Below are 2,431 nucleotides of genomic sequence, written 5' to 3'. Positions count from 1 at the left end.
TTACCTGTAATTTTTACCAGTAACCCTTAAATGTAATTCTAGCCTGCAGTTTTACCTGTAACCGATATAGCCAGCTGTTTCTGTAAGTCTCTGGCCTCCCTTAAACTGTGCCTCGATCTTTTCGTAGAACTGAGCGATATTCTCCGTAATTGTGGGTTTTACCTTCTTCAGAGCTTCCCTGAAGTGTCTCATTTCTACAGATTCTGCATCGAAATTCTCCCTCAGGGCAATCATTACGGCTTCCCTGCAAACGGACTCAATATCGGCACCTACATACCCTTCAGTTATGTCGGCAAGGGCTTCAAGGTCCACATCATCAGCAAGAGGTGTACCCTTTGTATGGATCCTGAAGATTTTAAGCCTGCCTTTCTTGTCAGGAGAACCAATATAAACCAACCTGTCAAAACGTCCTGGACGCAGGATCGCAGGGTCCAGAAGGTTAGGGCGATTGGTTGCGGCAATCACCACCACATCTCTAAGAGACTCAAGCCCGTCCATCTCGGTCAGAAGCTGGTTAAGCACCCTCTCAGAAGTGTGACTGTCAGTAGATTCCATCCCTGGCATAGAAGCAATCGAATCAATTTCGTCAAAGAAAATCACACAGGGAGCGACCTGTCGTGCTTTCCTGAAGGTCTCCCTGATAGCTTTTTCCGATTCTCCAAGCCACTTTGAGAAAATCTCAGGCCCTTTGACGCTTATAAAGTTAGCATTTGACTCTTTGGCAACAGCCTTCGCTATCAGGGTCTTTCCAGTTCCTGGAGGGCCGTAAAGCAAAATTCCTCTTGGAGCTTTTATACCCATGTGAGCGAACTTTTCCGGATTTTTAATGGGCCATTCCACAGCCTCAGTAATGGACTGCTTTGCTTCATCGAGCCCTCCAACATCATTCCAGCTAACTGTGGGCATTTCAACATAAATTTCTCTTAGAGCAGAGGGTTCGGCCTCCATCAGGGCATCTTCAAAGTTTTTCTTGGTTACAACGATTTTTTCCAGCCTTTCAGGAGGAACTGGTTCATTTTCCAGATCAAGGTCAGGCAGATTTTCCCTCAGGCACCGCATGGCAGCTTCCTGTACAAGAGCCAGCAGATCTGCGCCTACAAACCCCTGGGTCCTTTCAGCCAAATACATCAGATATTTATCTGCCTTTTCTTTCCTTTCCCTCTCCAGGGCAGCTTCATCCGCTTCGGTTTCGACTTTTTCGATTTCCTCGGGTTCCTCATCCCTTTCTATGGGCATACCCCTGGTATGGATCTGGAGGATTTCATATCTGTCTTTGGTATCAGGCACACCTATATGGATTTCTCTGTCAAAGCGGCCTGGTCTTCGGAGTGCCGGATCAATCGCATCCACACGATTTGTGGCTCCTATAACCACAACCTGGCCTCTCTCTACCATCCCGTCAAGCAGAGTCAAGAGCTGGGCGACCACACGCCTTTCCACTTCCCCTGTTACATTCTCTCTTTTAGGAGCAATGGAATCAATTTCATCAATAAAAATAACCGACGGCGCATCCTGAGTTGCTTCCTCGAAGATCTTCCTTAGCCTTTCTTCACTTTCTCCATAGAATTTCCCTACAATTTCAGGGCCGGCAATGTAATGGAAACTTGCCCCGGATTCATTGGCTACGGCTTTTGCAATCAGAGTTTTTCCGGTTCCGGGTGGGCCATAGAGAATAACTCCTTTCGGAGGTTCGATATTAAGGTGGGCGAAAAGTTCAGGATGCTTCATGGGCAGCTCTATCATTTCCCGGACACGCATGATCTCAGCCCCGAGGCCTCCTATATCTTCATAAGTAGTCACGCCCCGGGTTGCTTTTTCATACCCCTGAACCGGCTTTTTACGAAGTTCGATAAGCGTCGCTTCCGTAACAAGAACAATCGTGTTTGCAGGGTCAGTCTCAACAGCAACCAGAGGGATTACCTGGCTTGTAGTAAGGGATTCTGTCATTGGCTGAGACATCGAATTTATTATAGGAATGATGTCCCCCCTGAAAACCGGCCTTTTGAGAATATGCCGTTTTATGATTTCATTTGCATGTTCCCCAAACTGAAGTTCAGGTCCCCCCTGCATCATGCTTTCAGGAAGCGCCAAAACAAGCTTTTTTGCTTCCGGAGCTTCAACTTTTTTGATAGTTACCTTCTCTCCTATGGAAACGCCTGCATTTTGCCGGATGAAGTTATCAATTCTCACGAGTCCCTGGTCCCAGTCCTGCCTGTCAGCTCTCCATACCTTTGCCGTGGTCTTTTTCTTACCTCTTATTTCCACGATGTCGCCTGGTGAGAGCTGAAGCTTCAGCAAAGTTGTAGGGTCAAGTCGGATAATTCCTCTTCCAAGGTCGATAGGATATGCTTTTTCAACCTTCAACTGTATTTCTTCCATAGATCATCCCGAAAATAGTTGTCTTTTTGATAATAACTAGGACTTACGCAGT

1 protein-coding gene is annotated in these 2,431 nt (G+C 46.7%); it reads right to left on the bottom strand.

Annotated elements, in window-relative coordinates; translation table 11 throughout:
- Nucleotides 1-51: 51 nt before the first annotated feature.
- Nucleotides 52-2,379, bottom strand: coding sequence for a CDC48 family AAA ATPase (locus A9239_RS13265; RefSeq protein ID WP_048119164.1), 2,328 nt, complete (start codon nucleotides 2,377-2,379; stop codon nucleotides 52-54).
- Nucleotides 2,380-2,431: the final 52 nt, after the last annotated feature.

Source organism: Methanosarcina sp. A14 (genome assembly GCF_001729375.1).
Lineage (GTDB): Archaea > Halobacteriota > Methanosarcinia > Methanosarcinales > Methanosarcinaceae > Methanosarcina > Methanosarcina barkeri.
This window is presented reverse-complemented; position numbering and strand designations above follow the sequence as displayed.